The organism is Streptomyces sp. NPDC038280 (genome assembly GCF_055600045.1).
On sequence record NZ_JBVJYZ010000012.1, the window covers coordinates 79,931 to 99,536 of the forward strand.

General features: G+C 68.9%; 24 protein-coding genes. 9 read left to right on the top strand and 15 right to left on the bottom strand.

Annotation, left to right across the window (positions count from 1 at the left end; translation table 11 throughout):
- Positions 1-271: 271 nt before the first annotated feature.
- From ACZ7J0_RS23185 to ACZ7J0_RS23195, 3 genes are all read left to right on the top strand, one after another.
- A complete protein-coding gene (locus tag ACZ7J0_RS23185; RefSeq protein ID WP_470890238.1) occupies positions 272-832 on the top strand; it encodes a DUF5994 family protein in 561 nt (186 codons plus the stop codon).
- A gap of 4 nt (positions 833-836) precedes the next feature.
- Positions 837-1,061 (top strand): hypothetical protein, encoded by a 225-nt coding sequence (locus tag ACZ7J0_RS23190; protein WP_470890240.1) that lies wholly within the window; start codon positions 837-839, stop codon positions 1,059-1,061.
- Between the two features lie 115 nt (positions 1,062-1,176).
- Positions 1,177-1,440, top strand: a complete 264-nt coding sequence (locus ACZ7J0_RS23195) for a hypothetical protein (protein WP_470890454.1) — start codon at positions 1,177-1,179, stop codon at positions 1,438-1,440.
- 144 nt (positions 1,441-1,584) lie between these two features.
- Here ACZ7J0_RS23195 and ACZ7J0_RS23200 read toward each other — a convergent pair whose 3' ends face one another.
- The 3 genes from ACZ7J0_RS23200 to ACZ7J0_RS23210 all read right to left on the bottom strand — a co-directional run bounded on the left by ACZ7J0_RS23200 (position 1,585) and on the right by ACZ7J0_RS23210 (position 4,381).
- On the bottom strand, positions 1,585-2,469 hold the full coding sequence (locus tag ACZ7J0_RS23200) for an alpha/beta fold hydrolase (protein ID WP_470890242.1): 885 nt from the start codon (positions 2,467-2,469) through the stop codon (positions 1,585-1,587).
- Between the two features lie 93 nt (positions 2,470-2,562).
- Complete coding sequence (locus tag ACZ7J0_RS23205) at positions 2,563-3,567, bottom strand: NADP-dependent oxidoreductase (protein ID WP_470890244.1); 1,005 nt, start codon at positions 3,565-3,567, stop codon at positions 2,563-2,565.
- Between the two features lie 127 nt (positions 3,568-3,694).
- The gene (locus ACZ7J0_RS23210) at positions 3,695-4,381 is read right to left on the bottom strand and encodes an SDR family oxidoreductase (RefSeq protein ID WP_470890246.1); all 687 of its coding nucleotides are present in this window, start codon (positions 4,379-4,381) and stop codon (positions 3,695-3,697) included.
- A 114-nt stretch (positions 4,382-4,495) separates the two neighbouring features.
- On the opposite strand from ACZ7J0_RS23210, the gene ACZ7J0_RS23215 reads away from it, so the two are divergent.
- Positions 4,496-5,056 carry a TetR/AcrR family transcriptional regulator gene (locus ACZ7J0_RS23215; RefSeq protein WP_470890248.1) on the top strand — a complete coding sequence of 187 codons (561 nt, stop codon included), beginning with the start codon at positions 4,496-4,498 and terminating at the stop codon, positions 5,054-5,056.
- A gap of 121 nt (positions 5,057-5,177) precedes the next feature.
- Here ACZ7J0_RS23215 and ACZ7J0_RS23220 read toward each other — a convergent pair whose 3' ends face one another.
- The 4 genes from ACZ7J0_RS23220 to ACZ7J0_RS23235 all read right to left on the bottom strand — a co-directional run bounded on the left by ACZ7J0_RS23220 (position 5,178) and on the right by ACZ7J0_RS23235 (position 8,314).
- Entirely contained in the window at positions 5,178-5,366 is a 189-nt protein-coding gene (locus ACZ7J0_RS23220) for a hypothetical protein (protein WP_470890250.1), read from the bottom strand.
- Positions 5,367-5,689: 323 nt separating this feature from the next.
- Positions 5,690-6,283, bottom strand: a complete 594-nt coding sequence (locus ACZ7J0_RS23225; protein WP_470890252.1) for a TetR/AcrR family transcriptional regulator — start codon at positions 6,281-6,283, stop codon at positions 5,690-5,692.
- Positions 6,280-6,849 (bottom strand): hypothetical protein, encoded by a 570-nt coding sequence (locus ACZ7J0_RS23230; RefSeq protein WP_470890254.1) that lies wholly within the window; start codon positions 6,847-6,849, stop codon positions 6,280-6,282. The genes ACZ7J0_RS23225 and ACZ7J0_RS23230 overlap by 4 nt, the downstream gene beginning before the upstream one ends.
- 925 nt (positions 6,850-7,774) lie before the next feature.
- Positions 7,775-8,314, bottom strand: a complete 540-nt coding sequence (locus ACZ7J0_RS23235) for a hypothetical protein (RefSeq protein WP_470890256.1) — start codon at positions 8,312-8,314, stop codon at positions 7,775-7,777.
- A 458-nt stretch (positions 8,315-8,772) separates the two neighbouring features.
- Here ACZ7J0_RS23235 and ACZ7J0_RS23240 point away from each other — a divergent pair, with 458 nt between their 5' ends.
- Complete coding sequence (locus ACZ7J0_RS23240) at positions 8,773-9,327, top strand: GNAT family N-acetyltransferase (RefSeq protein WP_470890258.1); 555 nt, start codon at positions 8,773-8,775, stop codon at positions 9,325-9,327.
- A gap of 256 nt (positions 9,328-9,583) precedes the next feature.
- Here the strand turns inward: ACZ7J0_RS23240 and ACZ7J0_RS23245 are convergent, their stop codons facing one another.
- The gene (locus ACZ7J0_RS23245; RefSeq protein WP_470890260.1) at positions 9,584-10,297 is read right to left on the bottom strand and encodes an endonuclease/exonuclease/phosphatase family protein; all 714 of its coding nucleotides are present in this window, start codon (positions 10,295-10,297) and stop codon (positions 9,584-9,586) included.
- A 264-nt stretch (positions 10,298-10,561) separates the two neighbouring features.
- Between ACZ7J0_RS23245 and ACZ7J0_RS23250 the strand changes: the two genes are divergently transcribed.
- Entirely contained in the window at positions 10,562-11,062 is a 501-nt protein-coding gene (locus ACZ7J0_RS23250) for a type II toxin-antitoxin system Phd/YefM family antitoxin (RefSeq protein WP_470890262.1), read from the top strand.
- Between the two features lie 642 nt (positions 11,063-11,704).
- On the opposite strand, the gene ACZ7J0_RS23255 is transcribed toward ACZ7J0_RS23250, so the two are convergent.
- Positions 11,705-12,277 (bottom strand): LysR family transcriptional regulator, encoded by a 573-nt coding sequence (locus ACZ7J0_RS23255; RefSeq protein ID WP_470890264.1) that lies wholly within the window; start codon positions 12,275-12,277, stop codon positions 11,705-11,707.
- A gap of 154 nt (positions 12,278-12,431) precedes the next feature.
- On the opposite strand from ACZ7J0_RS23255, the gene ACZ7J0_RS23260 reads away from it, so the two are divergent.
- Positions 12,432-12,881, top strand: a complete 450-nt coding sequence (locus ACZ7J0_RS23260) for a DUF4267 domain-containing protein (RefSeq protein WP_470890266.1) — start codon at positions 12,432-12,434, stop codon at positions 12,879-12,881.
- Positions 12,882-13,122: 241 nt separating this feature from the next.
- On the opposite strand, the gene ACZ7J0_RS23265 is transcribed toward ACZ7J0_RS23260, so the two are convergent.
- Positions 13,123-13,866, bottom strand: a complete 744-nt coding sequence (locus ACZ7J0_RS23265; RefSeq protein WP_470890268.1) for a class I SAM-dependent methyltransferase — start codon at positions 13,864-13,866, stop codon at positions 13,123-13,125.
- Positions 13,867-14,307: 441 nt separating this feature from the next.
- Here ACZ7J0_RS23265 and ACZ7J0_RS23270 point away from each other — a divergent pair, with 441 nt between their 5' ends.
- Positions 14,308-14,742, top strand: coding sequence for a VOC family protein (locus tag ACZ7J0_RS23270; protein ID WP_470890270.1), 435 nt, complete (start codon positions 14,308-14,310; stop codon positions 14,740-14,742).
- A gap of 179 nt (positions 14,743-14,921) precedes the next feature.
- Here ACZ7J0_RS23270 and ACZ7J0_RS23275 read toward each other — a convergent pair whose 3' ends face one another.
- The 4 genes from ACZ7J0_RS23275 to ACZ7J0_RS23290 all read right to left on the bottom strand — a co-directional run bounded on the left by ACZ7J0_RS23275 (position 14,922) and on the right by ACZ7J0_RS23290 (position 17,871).
- A complete protein-coding gene (locus tag ACZ7J0_RS23275) occupies positions 14,922-15,458 on the bottom strand; it encodes a GNAT family N-acetyltransferase (protein ID WP_470890271.1) in 537 nt (178 codons plus the stop codon).
- Positions 15,459-15,628: 170 nt separating this feature from the next.
- Positions 15,629-16,186, bottom strand: coding sequence for a hypothetical protein (locus tag ACZ7J0_RS23280; protein WP_470890273.1), 558 nt, complete (start codon positions 16,184-16,186; stop codon positions 15,629-15,631).
- 202 nt (positions 16,187-16,388) lie between these two features.
- Positions 16,389-17,396, bottom strand: coding sequence for a zinc-dependent alcohol dehydrogenase family protein (locus tag ACZ7J0_RS23285; protein WP_470890275.1), 1,008 nt, complete (start codon positions 17,394-17,396; stop codon positions 16,389-16,391).
- Between the two features lie 34 nt (positions 17,397-17,430).
- On the bottom strand, positions 17,431-17,871 hold the full coding sequence (locus ACZ7J0_RS23290) for a nuclear transport factor 2 family protein (RefSeq protein ID WP_470890277.1): 441 nt from the start codon (positions 17,869-17,871) through the stop codon (positions 17,431-17,433).
- Between the two features lie 91 nt (positions 17,872-17,962).
- Here ACZ7J0_RS23290 and ACZ7J0_RS23295 point away from each other — a divergent pair, with 91 nt between their 5' ends.
- Positions 17,963-18,526, top strand: coding sequence for a TetR/AcrR family transcriptional regulator (locus ACZ7J0_RS23295; protein ID WP_470890279.1), 564 nt, complete (start codon positions 17,963-17,965; stop codon positions 18,524-18,526).
- A gap of 394 nt (positions 18,527-18,920) precedes the next feature.
- Here ACZ7J0_RS23295 and ACZ7J0_RS23300 read toward each other — a convergent pair whose 3' ends face one another.
- On the bottom strand, positions 18,921-19,550 hold the full coding sequence (locus tag ACZ7J0_RS23300) for a TetR/AcrR family transcriptional regulator (RefSeq protein WP_470890281.1): 630 nt from the start codon (positions 19,548-19,550) through the stop codon (positions 18,921-18,923).
- Between the last annotated feature and the right edge of the window lie 56 nt (positions 19,551-19,606).

A 19,606-nucleotide genomic window follows, 5' to 3' on the forward strand; every position in this document is an offset into this window, starting at 1 on the left:
GCCCCTCTGGGGGAGTTCGGCGCGTCCGCCGAACGAGGTGACCTCGTCTTCTCACCGTACTCCGCCGACGACGCGCAAAGGCTCGGCGCCGACGGATCCCGGCGCGGGCTCCCCAGGAAAAATGCCTGGTCATACGCCCGCCGCAGACCGGCATCCGGAGTAGAGTTGAGGCACCGGGAGTACTTCGCACGCCAGCTCCGATGCTGGTGCCGTTTCCGGTGAGCAACAACACCGGGACGTCGAAGACGAGCCCGGAGGCGGGTTCGCGTAAATGACCGCGACCATTGAACGTACAAGCATCACCGAGCGGCCCGTGCCATCTAAACCGGCCCGTCTTTCCCTGGTCCCCGCGGGGCCGGTTCCCGGACTCCTGGACGGTGCCTGGTGGCCCCGCTCCCGCGACCTCTCCCGTGAACTCCCCGCCCTCACGGACGCCTTGGACGCGCCTTGGGGCCGGGTCACCCGTGTCACGGTGAACCCCTCCCACTGGCCCGTGATCCCGCGCAAGGTGCCCGTGACCGGGCACACCGTGCACGTGGGCTGGTTCGCCGACGAGCAGGACCCGAACAAGCTGATCATCCTCTCCTACACCAGAGGCCGCATGGACCTCCTGGTGATCCCGCCGGAGACCGACACGGCTACAGCCGCACGGCTGATGTCCGCCGCTGCCGTTCCGGGGGGCCTCCTCACCGCCAGCAAGTTGCTGGGCGACGACTCGGACCGCGAGGGGACGGCGGCCCGAAGCCGGGAGGAAGGCTGGGAGACCGACGGCGGCTCCGGCTCGGCGGGCGGGAGCCCGGCCGGGCTCCTCGACTCCGCCCGAGGGAGGTGAGGACGTGGAAACCGTCATCACCGTGGCCCTGATCATCGCCATGATCGGCCTGGGAATGATCCTCATCCACCGGCTCAACGCGCAGCACGAGGGAAGAATCGCTGCCTTCCGCTACAGCGAGGCCCTGCCGGGAATCGGCCGACTGCGCGGAAAGAACCGACGACCGGAAGAACCCGCCGGATCGCCCCCAGTCGACGATCACGAGCAAGGTGCCGGGGGTCGCGGATGACCTCGGCACTTCCCGACCGGAGAGGCTGGGCGTGCCGCGACGACCGGAGGCGGTGGGCGTGGCGCGCCGACGTCACGCCCACCCCACGCACGTCTCCCCGATGAACGAGGTCACCATGAAGTCACCGGAAGTGCCCGCTCACGGGTACGCCGACGTGCGCATCGTCGCCTCGTCCCCCGAGACCGCCCGGCAGGTCGCGGAGGTTCTCCGTCGCTGCTTCGCAGCCACCGAACAGCGCAGCTACCCCGTCGACACGGTGAGCGGCGGAACACGCCTCCACCTCACCGTGGACACCACCAACGCGGCAGAGCCCGCGCGATCCTGGCTGGCCACCAGTCAGTCCTCCGAGGACGATCGTCCGCAGACGGACGAAATCTGAAGCGGTGTTGAGGGCGTTCTCGGGGGTGCCGCTGGGACTGCCGGCGGGCAGGAGGGCGTCTGATCGAGGGCGGGCTGACTCGCCCGGGCCCGCCTCGTCCCGGCCGCGCCCGGGACGGGACGGCGGGGGATGTGGCATCAGCGGTCAGGCGTCGGGCCGTGCTTCGAGGAATGCGAGGGCCCTGGCCACGAACGCGTCGTGGAACTGGAAGATTCCGCCGTGCCCGGCGTCCGGGTAGAGGGCGACGAGTTCGCCCCGGGGCAGCCGTGCGGCGAGGTCGAGGGTGTTCTCGCTCGGCACCATCCGGTCGCTCTCGCCGTTGGCCACCAGGACTGGCTGGCGGATGCGGGACAGGTCGGCCGGCGGCTGGAGGCCCCACCGGTGGATGGCCTTCAGCTGGGCGCGGAACGACGTCAGCGAGATGGCTTTGTCGCGGTGGTCCGTGCGCTCCTTCAGCCGTTCCAGGAAGGCGCGTGCTTCGCGTCGGCCGTGTTCAGTGCTGGTGAAGAAGAGGAACTCCTTGGGGTCCTTGCGAGTCAGGAAGCCCTTCAGGATGTCCCGGAGGGTGAGTGCGGTGACCTTGTCGATGCCCGGGCCTCCGGCGGGGCCGGTGCCCGCGAGGACGACCCTGCGCACCAGCTGCGGTTCCTCGGCTGCGATGACCTGGGCGATGAAGCCGCCCATCGACAGGCCGAGCAGGTCGACCTGCTCGAAGCCCAAGGTTCGGATGAACAGCACCGCATCGCGGGCCATCGCTTCGATGGTGTCGGGGGTAGAACCGCCCGACGCGCCGACTCCGCGGTTGCCGAAGGTGATCACCCGGCGCCGGGCGGCGAGTCCGTCGATGACGCGGGGGTCCCAGTTGTCCAGGACCGCGGTCAGGTGGTGGAGCAGGATCAGCGGTACGCCGCCTCCTTCCGGGCCGAGCTGCCGGTAGACGAAGTCGACGCCGCGCACGGACACCGAACGGGTCGGCACGTCCTTGTACGACGATGGGGCGGCTGTGGGGGAACTGCGCGGTGCGCTCATGATCGATTCCTGGGGGTGTGGAAGGTAGGGGTGGTGGGAGGCGGGATCCTCTCGCTCCCCGGGGCCTGTCGGTGGTGTGGCGTGTGCCGGCCCTCACGCCATGGCAATGACGACCTTGCCGGCCTTGGCGCGGCCCTTCTCGGCATACTCCATGGCTTCGCGGGTCTGCTCGAAGGGGAAGACACGGTCGACGACGGGGCGGACCTCTCCGGCGTCGATGAGCCGGGTGAGTTCGCGCAGCTGATCGCCGCCGGCCTTCATGAACAGGAAGGAGTAGGTCACGCCCTGGCGCTTGGCGTGGCGTCGGGTCCTGAAGCTCAGCGCGTTCATCGCCTGCCGCAGGACCGGGTTCGCGCCGAGCTCGCAGGCGAAGTCCGCGTCGGGCGGCCCGGCGATGCTGATGACCTTCCCGCCTGGCTTGAGGACCCGCAGCGATTTCTCCAGGGTCTTGCCGCCGAGGGTGTCCAGGACGACGTCGTAGCCGTCCAGGAGCTCCTCGAAGTCCTGGGCGCGGTAGTCGATGACGACGTCTGCGCCGAGTTCCTTGACCAGGGCGGCGTTGGCCGCGCTCGCGGTGGTGGCCACGTGTGCGCCCAGGTGCCTGGCCAGTTGGAGGGCGATGGTGCCCACTCCGCCGGAGCCCGCGTGGATCAGGACTTTCTGGCCCGGCTGTACCTGTGCCCTCTCGACCAGCGCCTGCCATGAGGTGAGGGCTACCAGGGGAAGGGAGGCGGCCTCCGCCATGGTGAGGGTGGCCGGCTTGTGGGCCAGGTCGTTGTGGTGGACGGCGATGAGTTCGGCGAAGGTGCCGATGCGGTCCTTGTCGGGCCGGGCGTAGACCTCGTCACCCACCGCGAACCGGGTGACGGCCGAGCCGACCCGGACCACCACTCCGGCGAGGTCGTTACCCAGCACGAGAGGGAGGTGGTACGGCAGGATCAGCTTGAAGTCGCCGTCGCGGATCTTGAAGTCCAGCGGGTTGACGCTCGCCGCATGGATCTTGACCAGGACGTCGTCGGCGCCCGGCTCCGGATCGGGCATCTCGGCGGCGCGCACCGCGGACCGGTCACCGTACTTGTCGATCAGATAGGTCTTCATCGCCCTCTCCCTGTCTCGTCCGCACAGGGACGGGACCTCCGCTCGCTCCGGGTTTGCCCCGGTACGGCGTACCTTCTGATAGTTACAGATGATTCATAACGCCCCGCGCCGATGCCGTCGCCGCGCCTCACGCTGCGCTCAGCGATGCGGCCAGGCTCTGCTTCACGTACCGGGTGGTCTCGTCGGCGAGGATCTCGGGCAGGCCCGTCTCGATGCCGGACAGGGCCTGGGCGGCAACCTCGGCGGGTTCGGCCTTCTGGCCGGCGGGAACGCCTGCGGCCATATCGGTGTCCATGTATCCGACGTACAGCCCTGACACGGTGATGCCGCAGGGCGCCAGCTCCTCCCGGGCCGCGCCGGTCAGCGCCCATGCCGCGGCCTTCGCCGCGGCGTAGGCGCCGAGGTCAGCCGGGTGCAGCCAGGACAGGACCGACAGCACGTTGAGCACGGAGCCACCGCCGTTGGACTCGATGACCGGGGCGAAAGCCCGGGTCACGGCGAGCGGCCCGAAGAAGTTCACCTCCATCTCCAGGCGCACCGCGTCCGGGCTGCCCGCGATCAGCGGCGTGCCGGTGGAGATGCCCGCGTTGTTGACCAGCAGCGTCGCGTCGGAGGCGGTGCGGGCCGCCGCTCGGATCGACTCCGCGTCCGTCACGTCGAGCCGCAGCGGGATGACACCCGGAAGGTCCACCGTTTCGGGGCGGCGGGCCGCCGCGTACACCTTGGCGCCGCGCTGCACGAGCTGGGCGGCCAGATGCCGCCCGAGCCCCCGGTTGGCTCCGGTGACCACCGCTACCGCGTCCTTCAGTTCCATGCCCACTCCCAGCACACGGCCGCCGTCAAGCGGCCCGCAAAAATTAGATTACGACACCAATCTAAGCACTGGTCTAGGATAGATGCCAGTCGACATCCAATTGGGAGGTGGCCGATGGGCCGCGTATCGCAGGCACAGGCGCAGGAGAACCGCCGACGGGTCGTTGAAACCGCGTCCCGCCTGTTCCGGGAACAGGGGACCCACGTCAGCGTCGCCGACCTTATGAAGGCGGCCGGTATGACCCACGGCGGCTTCTACAAGCAGTTCACCTCCAAGGAGGCACTCGTAGACGAAGCCACCGCCCACGCCTTCGACGAACTCGCCCAGCACCACAAGGACGGGCTCGATCAGCACGCCGGGCAGCGCGACGCCGCCCAGCGGGCGCTGATCGACACCTACCTCTCCGCCGAGCACCGCGACAGCGCGGCAGAGGGGTGCCCCGTCGCCGCACTCGCCACCGACATGGCCCGTGACGGCGGAGAAAGCGAGGCCCGCCGCGTCTACACCCAGGGAGTGGGCGACTTCGCCGACTGGCTGGCCACCAAGGACCAGGACGGCCTCACCCGGCTGTGCACCATGCTCGGCGCACTCGTCCTGTCCCGGGCCACCAAAGGCTCCCCGCTCTCCGAGGAGATCCTCACCATCGCACGCGAGGCACTGACGGCCACCAACTGACCGGAACCACCGTGCGGCGCGGCATGCCGCAGGAAGGGTGCGCTTCTTCGCACCCTGTCGTCATCCACTTCTCGTGAACGGCTCTCCCGCGTTGCCTCTCGCTTCCGCACGCCCGATCTTCCTAACCGCCTCCGAGAATGAGCTCGCAGGCGTGCGGCCTCTGTTTCTTGTCGGCGACGTGCCGCAGGCTCTCCTGCAGGCCGGCGACCTCGCCGAGCCACTGCATCCGCTGGGCCTCCCCGAGGCGCTGGCGGGTGTTGGTCTCGATCTCCAGCAGCCGGGGTTCCTGGGCCAGGTTGAGGCGGAGCATAGAGCGCCTGACACAGGGAGTCACCCCGGTGGAGTTTCGGGGTGGTGACGAATTGGGTCGTCCACGGTGACGAAACGCGGTCGGCGGCTCAGCTGGTGTTGGCTGGCTCTCGGCCCTTTGCAGAGCCGGGAGGCAGGCAGAGGGTGGGTGCGTCGCGGCCTGGCTCTCGACTCCCTGGGACTGATCAGCATCGGTGCTCGGCTGATGCTTCCCGGCACGACGAAGGACACATCGGGCCGATTTCCAAATAGGTCGGTGGGCTGGATAGGTCGGTGGGCCGGCTGCCCGGACTACTGCCGCTCGATTGTCCCCTCAGCGCCCCGCTAGCGGGCCAGGGTGAGCAGGACCCTCTCCAGCATCTGTCGCAGGGCTGTCCGGTCGGTGGTGTCCGGGCCGGGTCGCGTCACCCCGTCGTACGTGAGTCCCTCAGCGAAGGCGACCACGATCCGCCCGCCCTCTTCCGGATCCGGGCTGCCGAGAGCCGCCGCCAGCGTCCGCGCCTGGCGGACGAAACTCTCCCGCGCGCGGAGCAGCTCGGTGCCCAGCTCCCCCTCCGGGTGGCGTGCCGTCAGGAGGATGATCTCCAGGCGGGCGCGGGTGCGGTCGCGTTGGGGGCCGAGCCAGTGGGCGAGTACGCCCGCGAAGCGGTCGGCGATCTGGCGTACCGGCGACGCCTCGGCCAACTCTTCGGAGACGGTCGCCGCTTCGATGTCCGCCACCTCCTGTTCGGCGATGAACGCGACCACGGCGGCAAGCAGCGCCTGCCGGGTACGGAAGTAGTAGCTGGTCGACCCGGCAGGCACCTTCGACCGCCCGTCGACCGCCCTGTGGGTGAGCCCTCGCAGGCCCTCATCGGCGATGACCTCCACCGCCGCGGTGAGCAGCGCCTGTACGCGGGGGCTTCTGGCGCTGCTCATGCGACGGCCCGCTTCCTGAGCCTGCGGAGCATCATCCGGCGGACGAGGCCGCTGAAGGGCTCGATGAACCGCCAGTACCGCCCCATGGCACGACGAGCCGCCGCGTCAAGGCACAGGACCCGCGTCTCGGTGACGACCCGCGTGCCGCCGGTGGCGGCGTCCGCGGCGAATCGCATGCTGAACGTGGCCTTCGCGTAGCCGGGTTCGTCGAATGCCAGGAACTCGCCAGGGCCTGTGACGTCCGGCCGTCCGTCGGCTGCTCCCATGGTCCACCACTGCCCCACGATCCCCCGGACCGTCTCTCGCGGCGGGTCTTCGGCCAGCAGCAGGAAGCTGTCCCGCAGGTCCTTCTCCGGGACCGGTGCCTCTCCGCCCCGTCTCTTCAGGCGGCCGAGCTGCCGCCGCACGGCGAACAGCGCCCGGACGACCGGCCCCCACCCCTCGCCGCCGGCCTGCTCCATCTCCTGCCACGCCGACCACACCGCGTCCAACGGGGCCGGGATGACCGTCTGGTGCCGGGAGCCGAAGTCCGGGCGGGGAACGAACGTACCTGCAAGCCCACTCATACCCAGCACTCTACATTTGTAGAGTGCATGGGACCAGGCGTTCGGCAATGTCAGCGCGGACCCGCCTGGATCAGGGAATGGGGTGGTGACGAAATGCGCCACCCTGGGTGACGAAAGCGACTCCTGAACTCATCGGTTGTGTGATTCATGCACTTTGAGTGACGGCTGAACTCGCGGCGTGCCTCGGGAAGTTGCCTTAAAGTGGCGGTGGCAGGAGTGGGTGGGGCCGACAGTTCGGTGCTGTGAATGAGGTCTTGCTCCGGCTGGAGAGTTGTTGCTCCCGTCGATTGCAAACGTCGCGGTGCTGTCGGTCGACGTGGACGAGTACGCCACCCGCAAGGGCCGCCACGAGGGGACCGTCTTGTGGACGTCGAGACGCGCCGGCCTGTCGACATGCTGCCCGACCGGGAGTCATCGAGCCTGGGCGCGTGGCTGGCCGAGCGGCCGCGAATCGAGGTGGGTCTGCCGGGACCGTGCGCCGTTCTTCGCCGAGGGCGCGACCGCGGCGTCCCTCAGGCGGTGCGGGTCGCGGACAGGTGGCACCTCTGGCACAACCTCAGCGAGCCCGCCGAGCGAAGCACCGCCCAGCACCGCCAATGTCTGCGCGTCCTGATACTCGAGACGCCTCAACTCAGCCGCGGGGAGGGGACTGGACAGGTGGATAGGCGAAGACCCGTCGTTCTGACTCAGCGACCCGGAGCGTCCCAGCCATCCTCTGATTGCCGAGCGTGGCCACACCACACAAGCTGAGCCAGAACCCGAGTTCGGGAGGCACCCGCTGCTGACGCGATGGGTACGGGTGTACCGGGGTTGGTCCGGCAGGAGCTCGCTCCAGGCTGCGTTCCGTGCAAGGACGGTGAAGAAGATCGTTCGCCGCAGGCGAGCCAACCCCTGAAGACGACAAGAGGCTCGGGGCCGGCAGCTCTCAGGAGCGCATCGTGGCGAACCCCGCTGTATCCACCGTTCGCATCGCCTTCGCCGTGCGTCGACTCCGGCGGGACAGCACGGTGGCCGGAACGAGAAGCACCGCGCCGAGGAAGAAGTAGCCGTTGATCACCATGGTCTTCCAGAAGTCCCCTGACCCTGTGTCAACGGCCTCCTTCTCCATCCCGAGCAGGCCGTGCGGAGTGAGTCCCGTCGCCGTGGTGACGTTCTCGACGAGGCCGGGCACGCCCCGCATCGTCAGTACCGCACAGCCGATCCACAAGGGCACGCGCACCAGCCAGGCCGGCGCACGTTGGCCCCATGGTTTGACCGTGGCCAGCACGCACACCACACCGACGACCGACATGAGGACGATGAGGGCGTCGTAGGAGAGGAAGAGCCACACCGGAGTGCCGTCGTCGGGATCCACCGTGTCCTCGTACATGACACCCATCTGCACGTGCCACACGAAGCTCGCCACCAACCAGGCGACGGCAGCGTATGCCCAGCGAAGGAGAGCTTTCCCGGGTTCGGACTGCATGATCTCGACGCTACGAGCCGGGGCGCGGACGAGGCGTCGGCTCGCAGGAGGAGCGCCTCCGCCACACGGGGGAGGCGCGCCGACATCGAGCGGGAGTGGGCGGCCCGTACGGCGTGCTTGAGCCGCGTGGAGGTCCTGCTCACGCACGACCAGGTCCGCGAGTACGAGCTGCCCCACGGCTGCGGGGAAGGCCGGCGACCCTCGTTGGGCCGGGTTCGCGCGTCGGTACGGGCTCGAACCCGGCCATCCAGTGGAGTGGGAGGTCGAGGCGCTCGATCCGGACGAGTTCCAGCGCATGGTCCTGGCCGCCGTCGCTCCTTACATCGGCGGAACACTTCCTGGCCTTCGTCGGCAATAACGCCGCTCTGATCTGTTACCGCCGTCCTTCCAGGTAGACGGCCCACCGGGTCTCTATATGCCGTTGCAGTGATCCGTTCAGCGGCAGGATCATGACCGTTATGGAGCGACCGAGACAGATCATCGAGTGCGGAGACTTCGCCCTGCGACGCTGGCGGGGACAGAGCGACTTCGTGCCGGCGCTCCGGCTGATCGAGGAGTCCTTGGACCACTTGCGCCCGTGGATGCCCTGGGTCGCCAGTCACAGCGAGGAGAAGACTCGTGACTTTCTCGCGAAGTCTGACGCGAAGTGGGACAGCGGTGACGCGTACAACTACGCCATCACCAAGGACGGCACGCTCATCGGTATGTGTTCGACCCATCGCGGGGCCGACCCTCAGGGCTGGTACATGGGCTACTGGCTGCACCCTGCCGCCATCGGCCGTGGCATCGCCACGAGAGCGACGGCAGCCATGATGACCGAAGCATTCACCCTGTCGAACGTGACATACCTGGAAATTGCGCACGACGCGGCCAACGTCTCCGGCAGTGCCATACCGCGCCGCCTGGGGTTCACCGAAGTCCGTCGTGAGCAGGTAACGCCGCCCGCTGCCCCGTCAGACTCCGGCATCGACGTGATCTGGCGACTGAACCGCCCCACGCCGCCCGTTAGCTAACGACATTCCCTGCCACTGACTGAACTGACCGCACTCAACTCCCGTCGTTTCGGCCCCAAACGAGATGACCTCTTATGCCGTCGTCGTGAGACTCGCTGGCCAGGGCGCGACGTAGTTCGTTCGTTCGGGGGTGAGTTCGTCGTTCTTCCCCGATGTGCGGGTGCCGTCCCCTGACCGTGTTGCCTGTCGAGCAAGTGACTGCGAGTCGCTGTCACGTCTCTTCTCCGACTCGCTGCCCAGGGGCGGGGCCGGTAGCTCACATGGTGACGGTCGCGCGGACCAGGTTGTGGTCCGAGAGGCCTTCCGTGCTCTCGACCGTTGCGTTGCTGACAACAGCGCTCCGCACGACCACGTGGTCGATCCACTGCGACTTCGAGCCTGACGTGCTCGGCCGTGTCGGCAGGGCGTCTGGCGGGAGGTCCGCGACGGCGAAGCCCGTACCCAGAGCCGACGCCACGGTGGCACGGTCGGTGTTGAAGTCCCCGAGAAGTACTGCTGCGTATCCCGGGGGAGAGGCAGCCAGTTCGGCCAGGCGTGCCAGCTGGCGCGTGTGCCGCTGATCGCCGCTCACGTGCGTGGCGACTATCAGCGTTCCGGCGGCCTCGACGGCGAGCGCGCCCTTCCCCGGGTCGTCCTCGAAGGACTCGGCAGTGACCTCCCGGCTCGGTCCGTCGACCAGGAGCACGAGGTACTCCTCGGGGTCGCGCAGCGAGCAGGTGCCGTGGCGGGGTGCCGGGACGCGCGGGTACCTCAACGCGTGGATGGTCCGGCCGGTCAGCGCAAGTCGGAGGCTGGCCAGTTGGTCACCGCTGACCTCCTGCAGGGCGATGACGTGCTCGTCTCGTCCCGCCAGCAACGCCGTGACCGCGGCGATCCGCTCCGACTCGTCCGGGCAACGCCTCAGGACGTCCTCGTCCCAGTTCTCGGCGTGGACGCGGTGTAGAACGTTCCAGCTGGCAACCGTGATCATGCGTCGGATGTTAGACGACATGTCCGAGCCGTGGTCTGGTTCGACAAATGAGCGGCACAGACCATGAGCCCATCGGCTGCCAGCCTGTCGAGGAAATGCCGGATCTGAGACCCAAGCCGCATGACACGGCGTTGTGGGCGCCCTTCTCCCAGATGCCCCGATGCGGGCGTCGACGCCTGCTCGCCGGCCGGGACATGCCCACGCGAGCGATGGCTGGCACTCGCATCTCCTTGGGGCGCGGCTCGGCAGGTAGCGTTCGGCGCCATGGAGGATGTGAAGATCGTTGTGGAGCGTCGTTACGCCCCAGGCCCCATTGATTTCGAGCGCCTTGTCTCCCTGGTCGAGTCCACTGGTGAACGCGTCGTGCTCACGGAGGCCGACGTGCCGATGAGCGTGCTGTTGCCGGCGGGGGTCGTGGCCGAGCTGGAGCACTGGGCCCGCGCTGACTACCCCGCGCCCGCACCGGGACCGCAGGACGACGACGAGGACGGTGCGAACGAGACAACGTGGGACGTGGGTCGGCTTCGAGCCGAGTCGTTGGCCAGACCGCAGGAGTGCGGCCCCTATACCCGGTACGTGCGCCCTGATGGCAGGCGCGTGAGCTTTGCCCGGGGCGGGGCGGTGGTGGCCGTGCAGCTGACTGCCGACGAGGCGGCATGGCTTGAGGACAAAGCCATGCACGCGCGCCAGGGATTCATGGACCCCGAGCAGGCGGCGGCATTCGAAGAGTTCCTGGCCCGACAGCCCCCAGTCGGCGAGCAGTGACCTGAGGCGGCCAGGCTCAAATACCACCGCGAGCGCCACCAGCCGGGGCTTCCCCGGCCCCAGAGGGCGGCCCGGCCATCTGGCGCAGACGGGCTGAGCCCTTGAGTTGGCGCGGGGTGCCAACGTGAGGGCTCTGTCACACCTCATTGGAGGCTTGCCCACCCGCCCCGTTGAGGCTTGCCCAGTCGCCTGGCCGGCAGAAACGCCCGCGGGTAGCTGCAGGGGCGCGGACTTCGCGCAGGGTGTCCACCCGTCAGGGAAGCGGCCGTCGCGGCGGGCTTGGGCCAGCTGACCGCTGGCCGGTCCTCGCCCGGCGCTACGGCGTCGACACCGACCGGCTGTCCAGTCTCTGGGCTGACGCAGGCGGAACGCCCCGGCCAGGGGCCCGTCCAGGACCTTCGGGGCCTGCCGCAGTATGGTTCGCCCTGTGCCGCGCATCCGGCGCCAGGGGCCGGGTTCCGCAGTCGCGTACGGTCTCGGCGAAAGCCTGGATCAGGAGGCTCTCGCGTGCGGCCGGCCAGACGAGCGCCCACTCGGTGGCGGGTGCGTCGTGGATCGGCAGGCAGGCGATCCCGGGGTGGGTGTAGTACCACGTGACGTGCTCGTTGAGCGGGCACGCGACCTTTCCGGCGGAGACGAGGGTCAGGACCTCGTGAAACGTCTGCGCCGCCGGTCTGCGGGGGATCGGACGGCCACGCGGCGTGCGTCCGGGAACCATCGCGTCAGCCCAGTAGTCGGGTATGTCGGGGCCCGAGCCGAGAAGCGTGCAGTCGCCCAGGTCCTCCATGGACACCGACGTACGAGTCGCCCATCCCGACGCCGTCGACACCGCTCCAGTCGTACGGTGCCGTGCACGGCGCCTGCCGCGGCTCCGGCGCGCTCGATGCCGGTTTGGATGAGGTCGTAGGCCTGACGGAGGTCATCGCGCAACAGACGGCCAACCGCGGTGAGTTCGACCGACCGGCTGGTGCGGTGGAACAGAGCGGCACCGATCCGCCGCTCCTGCTTCTTGATCGCCTGGCTCACGCGCGCCTGCGAAACGTGCAGACGAGCGGCCGTCCGGCCGAAGTGCAGCTCCTCGCACAGGGCCAGGAAGATCTCGATGTCCCGCAGCTCCACGCCTCTAACCCCCCTCCCGGCCCATAACCCCCAGGTTATGGGTGAGTTGGGGAAGTCTACGTTGATCCCGGCATGTGCTGAGGCGAGGCTGGACATCGCAGATCCTCCCCGGCACCCGGGGGCATCCGACACCCCGCTCGCACACCGACGCGGCGGTCACGTGGGCGGGCGACGGCCAGGTACTGATCGATTTTCGGCCGGCGACAACCGTGCCCCTGCCGGTGAGCCCAACCCTTTCGAAGGAGAGCTTGTGTCAAAGCAGCGCGTCACCACCGTTCTTGCCGTCATCACCGGACTGGCGCCCCTGTTCTTCGGGTTGAACTTCCTCTTCAACCCGGGCGGAGCGCCGGACGGCTTCGGCATCGAACCCTGGCCGACGGGAAACGCCTCGGGCTACTTCATGGTCAAGGGCATACGCGACGTCGCCACCGCAGCGGTCGTCTTCATCCTGATCGCCCTGAGACAGCGACGGGCGCTCGGTTGGGTGGTCCTCACCAACGCCCTGATTCCCCTCGGTGACGCACTTGCCGTGGTGACCCACGGAGGCACGATCGCGACGGCCCTGAGCGTCCACATCTCGGCCGCTGCGCTTGTCGTTCTGACCGCCGTACTGCTGCTCACCGAGAACCGGGACCGCCACGCCTCCCGTCACCCCCAGCCGGCCTCGCGCCCGCAGCCCCTCACGTCCTCGAGGGTGTGAACCAGCGCACGGGCGCTGCCCTGGGCCGCTCAAGGCATGCGGAGCCTACTGGCCCTGGTCATCGAGGAGTTCGAGGTCGATGCCTCGGGAGCCGCCCCGACCACGGGCTTCTTCCGACCCGAACACGAGCGGTTCGGACGCCGGGGTGGTGACGGCGGGCATCCGCCGACGCTGCCCGGCGGCCCGGCCTTCGTTCGAACGAAACTGCGGAGGTCGGGCCACCGGCGTGTTCCGTGGGTCGTCAGGCGCGGCAGCGCAGCATCTCCAGCGGGGGATGGTCGAGGAGGTCCGCCCAGAAGTTCGCACCGAACTCACGGGTGCCGGCATCGGACACCCTCAGCGGAACCCACTCCACCTCACTGAACCCGGCCGACCGCAGAGACCCCTCGTAGACCTCGCGGCGCGGGGCCGCGACGACGAAGCTGATCGGCTGCGGATCGAGGAGAGCCGTGACCCGCACCCTCGGACCCGTCTCGTTTTCCTCGCCCGTCGGCTCGCAGCGGAACCCGTACGCGTCCAAGGACGTACAGTCGAACCGGTAGTCGGGCTTCTGGGCGAGCACGAAGAACTCTCCACCCGGCACCAGACTCCGGTGGATGTTGCGGCACATCCGCTCCATCGCCGCAGTGTCCTCGGCGTAGTTGAGGCACTGCACTCCCAACGCGATGTCGAAGTGCCGGTCGAGAGGCCGCAGCTCGGCCACGTCACCGACCTCGTAGCGCACACCCAGCGGCTCACTCCGCTCGAATTCCCGCGCGGCGGAAATCATCTCGACGGAGATGTCGACACCGAAGACATCCTTGGCGCCGCGCCGCTTGAACTCCCTGCTGTAGAACCCGGTGCCGCACGCCAGATCGAGAACCGACTTGCCGCTCACGTCCCCGACCATCCCCAGGAAGCTCGGCACCTCGCCGTAACGCATCAGTGGCAGGGACTTGAACCCCTCGAATGCCCCGCCGATCTCGTCGTACTGCTGCACGCTCACGCGCTGTCCTCCCTGTGGTTTCCAGCTGATCGCGGTTCGTGCGAGGAGTACACAGGCAACGAGTGAAGTCGGCTAAGGGATGGAAGACCTGAAATCATCCTCAGAATGAGACCGGATCTCCATAGGTCTCTACAAGAGCCGGCCTGACTCACCGCTGGGCAATGATCCAGCACCCTCGCCGACCGGCTGGACACCGTCTCTGTCTTTGCCCGGCGGAGGGCAGCGGCGGGCAGGCCATCCGGTTTCGACCACGAGACGTACGAGCACAGGCACAAGGCCGCGTGCTGGATCGGCTTGTTGAAGCAGGCGGGGGGCGTCGAGACGCGCTGCGAAAACATGGGGTCGGTGAGCGGTTGTCAGTGGGCGGTGCCAGGATGACGGTGTGTTCCGGGAAGCGGCCGGGGCGAGGACGTGGACAGGTTTCGAGCGGTCGGAGGCGGCATGGCCAAGGAATTCCAGGTGACTTACGACTGCGCCGATCCGGGCGCACAGGCGGCGTTCTGGGCTCAGGCGCTGGGCTATCGCGTTCAGCCGCCGCCCGACGGCTTTCCCGACTGGACGGCTGCACTCACGGCGTGGGGCGTGCCGCCCGAGCACCACAACGACCGGTCGGCCATCACGGATCCGGACGGCAAGGGGCCGCGGGTGTTCTTCCAGAAGGTCCCGGAGGGAAAGACGGCGAAGAACCGCTTGCACCTGGATGTGCGCGCAGCACCCGGTCTGACCGGGGACGAGCGGATGGCCGCACTGGAGGAAGAGGCCACCAGGCTGGAGGAGCTGGGAGCGAAGCGGCTGCACCGGCTCGAGCCCAATGGCCTGGACGAGGGGATCATCGTGATGACCGACCCGGAGGGAAACGAGTTCTGCCTGGATTGAGGGCGGGGCGCTGGCTTGAGAGGTCGTCTCCATTAGTGAGGTGACGCCGGACGAACATCCAGGAAGTGCTCCGGCTCCGGCAAGCGCTTATTGCGCCTGCGCAGGCGGCGGAAGCCATCCCTCCGCCGTCCGGGTCTGCTCCGCGGCCCGCCCTTGACGGTCGGACGGGCAACCTGGATCTACGAGTCCTGCTTCCAGTCCTGGACGAGGAGCCCGAGCAGCACCTCGTCCAGGAACTCGCCCATCACCCAGGCCGAGGAGCGCAGCACGCCCTCACGGACGAAGCCGTTGCGCTCGGCGGAGCGCAGCATCGCGGCGTTGTCCGACAGCGTCTCGATCTGCAGCCGCTGCAGGCCGCGCACGACGAAACCGTAGTGGCACAGCACCGCGACCACGTCGGTGCCGTAGCCCTTGCCGCGACAGGACGGCAGCAGCCCCAGCCCGACGTGCGCGGACCGGTTGTGGTTGTCGATGCCCCACAGCGTCGCGGCGCCGACCAGCGTGCCGCCGTCCAGCTCCACCACGGAGAATTGGACGAGCCCCTGCTCCTTGTCGTCCACCACCAGCCGCGGATCCTTCGAGCCGGGCGTGATCGGCCGCCACGGCCCGCCTTCGGCCCGCGAGGCGTTGACCACGTCGTCGTAGAGCTCGGTCCGCAGGATCGGGATGTCGTCCTCGTGCCGGGCCCTGAGCCCGACCTTGCCGCCTCTTAGCATGCAAGCTTCCTATCCGGCCGGACCGGCCGGCGGCAAACCATTAAGCGGTCGCCTCAGTTGGTGGAGCGGCGGTAGCAGATGAGGACGGTGCCGACGAAGGTGAGGAAGTGCTCGGCCGTGCGCTCGTAGCGGCGGCGCGGACGGCGGCGACCGTTGAGCGTGGCCTTGTCTCAGGTGGCGGCCCGGTCAGCCGTCGGCGTCGAGGCCGTCGTCGGCCGGCCGGACCACCAGACGGAGCCCAACAGGAGCGCGCCGGGGGCGATTCCGGCGACCACCCCGATGGCTGCCAGGGAGGCACCGCAGACGGCCAGTACCAGGCCGGCGGCACCGCAGGCCGCCATCGACGAGCCGAGTACGCGTAGTGAGGGCCGTCGCCAGGCGGTTGCGAGGCCGAAGAAGTGCAGGCCGACCACGAAGGCGATCCATCCCACGGTTGCGCTCGGTGTGTGCAGTACGTGGCTGATCAGCCACAGCCCGACCGCGAGCGCGAGTACTTCGGCTGCCACCACGTACCAGTAGCGCCGCCCGAAGCCCGTGCCCGGAGTCTCATCACTGCCGCTCTCGGGGATTCGGCCGCGCCGTCCGAGGGCGACCAACCCGATGAACGCGATGATCGCGAGTACGCGCAGGGGAACCGCGATGGCCGTCGGCAGAACACCGGCGTTCGCCTGAATGAAGACGAGCCCGAATCCGGCACCGACGAGCCTGCCCACCTGATCCTTTGTCATGATCGGCAGCTTGTCATGTGGGGATTGGGCGGCCGTTGGCGAGTCCGCCGGCCGGCGAACCAGATCGGCGAAGCCCGGGCCTGGAGGGTAGGAACTCGGCGCGTGATCGATGTGGATGCCGGCTTCGACGTGCAGGTTGCTCGGGGCCGGCCACGCCCGTCTCCGCTCGGGTGGGCTGGCGCGACCACGTCGCCGTGGTCCGTCATACGGTGATGATCACCTTGCCGAACGTCTGCCCTGAGGCGTAGTGGTGGTAGGCATCGGGTGCCCGGTCGAAGGGGAACGAGCGGTCGATCACCGGGCGGAGCCGGTGCGTTTCGATGGCTTTGGTCATGGCGAGGAACTGGGCGCGGCTGCCGACGGCGACGGCGCGGACGGTGGCGCCGGAGGTGAAGATCGCGCGAGGGTCCAGGGGCGGTGGCGCTGTCTCGCCGATGAACCCCACGGTCGCGACGTGGCCCGCCATGGCAACGGCATCGAGCGACTGCTGCAGTGCGCCGGCGACGTCGACGACATGGTCGGCACCGCGCCCTCCTGTCAGTTCCCGGACCCGAGCCGGCCAGTCCGGAGTGGCCCGGTAGTCGATGACCTCGTCGGCGCCGAGGTCGGCCAGGCGCGCCGCTTTGGCGGGACTGCTGGTGGTGGCGATCACTCGGGCGCCGAGCGCCTTGGCGAACTGCAGCGCGAACAGGGACACACCGCCCGACCCCTGGGTGACAACGGTCTGGCCGGGCCGCAGGCCGTGGCCTCCGCCGGTCAGGGCGTTCCAGGCGGTGACCGCCACGCAGGGCAGGGTCGCGGCCTCCTGGTAGGACAGGTGAGGGGGGATCGGCACGAGCGTGTCCTCGTCGAGCACGGTCAGTTCGGTGAGCATGCCGTCGAGGGAACCGCCGAGCTGCGGCAGGTGCTGGAGGCCGAACGGGCCGTCCTGCCAGCTGGGGAACAGGGTGGCCATGACGCGGTCGCCGACCCGCGTCGTACGGACTCCGGGGCCGACGGCCATGACCTCGCCGGCTCCGTCCGAGACGGGCACGACATCGGGTTTGACCGGCAGTACGTAGTCGCCGGCGAGCACCATCAGTTCGCGGTAGCTCAGCGAGACGGCACGGACGGCGATCAGTACCTGCCCGGGGCCGGGCCGGGGCTCCGCATGGTCCTTGAGCGCCAGGCCGGCGATGCCGGCGCCACTGTTGACGTGGTAACTGCGCATGAGAGGTTCCCTTTCGCTGCGGTGGCGAAGGCGTTCAGTGGTCGGTGTCGGTGTCGGTGTCGGTGCTGCCGCTGGTGCCGGCGTCGCTGCCGGCGTCGGTTGCCAGGGGGACTTCTCCTGCCGTCTTGCTGTAGCCGAGGGCTTCGACGATCTGCCCGTCGTGTACGCGCATCAGATTCACGCCGCTGACCCAGTCGGCGGGGCCCGACCCGAAGCGGTAGTTCCAGCGGATCGTCGCTCGCTCGCCCGAGAGGACGACCTCCTGCGGCTCGAACTGGCTGGTGCGGTCCTCGATCAGTACGCGCCACCACTCCAGACAGGCCTGGCGGCCCTCGACACGTTCACCGGAAGGCGCCGGCTGGACGGCCTCCATCACGCAGCCGTCGGCGACCAGATCGCCCAACAGGCCGGGATCGTGCTCGATGAAGGCCCGGTTGAAACGGTCGATGACTTCGGAGGTGGAACGGAAGGACATGGCCACTCCTTGGGTATAGATAGAACGGGCGGTCTACATGAGGTATACCGACCGGTTGATCTACTCGTCAAGGCGTGAAAGGCTCGGAGTCATGAGCGTGCGCACTGAACCCGGCCCCCGGGACCGTCTGCTGGATGCCGCGGGGCAACTGCTGTACAGCCAGGGCATGAACGTCGGCGTGGACGCCCTGCTCAAGGCCGCCAACGTGGCACGTCGCTCGCTGTACGAGCACTTCGGAGGAAAGGACGGCCTGATCGTCGAGGTGCTGCGCCGCAGCGCCGCGAAGGACGAGGCCGACTACCAGCGGACGATGGAGGCGGCGGGGCAGGAGTCGCGCGACCGACTGCTGGCCGTCTTCGACCGGCTCGGCGAGATCATCGGCGCGACCGATTTCCACGGCTGCCGGTACTTGGCCGCCGACCTCACTCTCACCGACCCGGAGCATCCCGCGCACGCCGTCACCGGTGATTACCGGAAGCGCGTGAACGAGCTCCTCGAGCGCGAGCTGACCGCACTCGGGCATCCGCGGCCCACCCGCGGCGCCGCGCAGCTCCAGATCCTCATCGACGGCGTGCTCGCAGCCGGAGCGACCCGGCCCCAGGGCAACCCCGCGGCCGCCGCCAAGGAGTTGGCCGAGCTCGTCATCACCGAGTGAGCGCACCTTGCCGGCCTGATCGCAGGCAGGCGCGAGCATCGCGAAGGGAACACGGAAGCGCCTTGCCGGCGGTCGGACCGGCGAAGTAGCTCAGTCGCGCGCGCGTCGTGTGCTCCTCCCCGCCGCTCCGTACTCGTCGGTGACGTCCTCCGGGACGAGGCAGCCCGCATCGCCGTGGCACGGCGGAATGGAACCCACCTCTCTCCGCCGGCGCGTTCGAAGACGCCACAGGACATGGCACTGCCTCGTCTCGTGTCTCCCTCAGCCGACTGTTCCGGAGAGAGGACGGGCTCCGGCGCTGGTTCTCTGAAGAGTGGCGCACACAAGCCGACTCCGCCTGCGTTCAAGGCGGTCCGAACCTTCGGGCGCGCCTTCTTCAGTACGGACCCGACCGTCAGCGACCGCCTTCCGGCGTGAGTGCCGCGGCGGCCGCGAAGAGGCGGGCGCAGCGCTGGGTCATGGACTCCGGGGTCTGCTCCGGGTGCTTGACCCACCAGCGGACGAGAGTGGCGACCAGGTCCCGCCACACGTACATGAGCGCGTCGGCGTCCAGCGGGTCGGTGGACCCGGCCCCCCGTAGCAGTTCGGCGGTGCCGGCGGCGGCCAGGCGGTCGATGGCCGACCAGTACTCGGCGGCCCGGCGCGCGGCCTCGCCGCCCGGCGGCAGGGTGGTGTCGTAGAGCACGAACCACGCCTCCCGCTGCCCTTCCAGGGCGGTGAAGATCCCGCGGAGCACGCGCAGCGGCGTCTGCGGGGTGGTCCCGTCCGGTCCCATCGCCGTACGGATGGCTTCCAGGAGCCGGTCGCCGACGGGGACCAGGCAGGCGACGTAGAGGTCTTCCTTGGTGCCGAAGTACTGGTGCAGCAGCGTCTTGGTGACGCCCACGCGCGCGGCGATCGCGGGCAGCGACGCGGCCGCGTAGCCGCGGGTCCCGAACTCTTCGGTGGCGGCCTCCAGCATCTGCCGCGCGCGGCGCTCACGCGGGACTCCCTTGGTGCCGGGTTTCGAGGAAGGGGTTGCCATGGAGGGATATTACCAGTACGTAATTTACCGCACAGTAAATTCATGCGAACCGCGAC